The organism is Candidatus Phycosocius bacilliformis (assembly GCF_003112735.1).
Classification (GTDB): Bacteria; Pseudomonadota; Alphaproteobacteria; order Caulobacterales; family Aquidulcibacteraceae; genus Aquidulcibacter; species Aquidulcibacter bacilliformis.
Window position 1 is genome coordinate 1 of record NZ_BFBR01000021.1, and the last position, 479, is coordinate 479.

Consider the following 479-nt stretch of genomic DNA (forward strand, 5'->3'; position numbering starts at 1 on the left):
AAGAATGGCGTGTGACGGCCACCCTCTTCCTTCGTCAGGATATAGGCCTCAGCTTCAAACTTCTTGTGTGGCTTGATGCTGCCAGGCTTACACAACACCTGACCACGCTCCACACCCGTCCGGTCAACACCGCGCAGCAACGCACCAATATTGTCGCCAGCCTGTCCAGAATCGAGCAGCTTGCGGAACATTTCAACGCCCGTCACCGTCGACTTGATGGTGTCGCGGATACCCACGATCTCCACTTCTTCGCCAACCTTGATCACGCCGGTTTCAACGCGGCCCGTCACCACCGTACCACGGCCCGAGATCGAGAACACGTCTTCGATTGGCATCAGGAATGGACGATCCAATGGACGCTCTGGCTGTGGAATATACTCATCCACCGATGCCATCAGCGCCAAAATGGCTTCTTCGCCAATCTTCGGGTCACGGCCTTCAACCGCTGCCAAAGCCGAACCCTTGGTGATGGGGATATC

The 479-nt window shown here is 56.6% G+C and carries 1 protein-coding gene; it reads right to left on the reverse strand.

The features are described 5' to 3' along the window. A partial coding sequence (locus PbB2_RS15830) for an EF-Tu/IF-2/RF-3 family GTPase (protein ID WP_272949242.1) occupies nt 1–479 on the reverse strand: 479 nt, incomplete at both ends.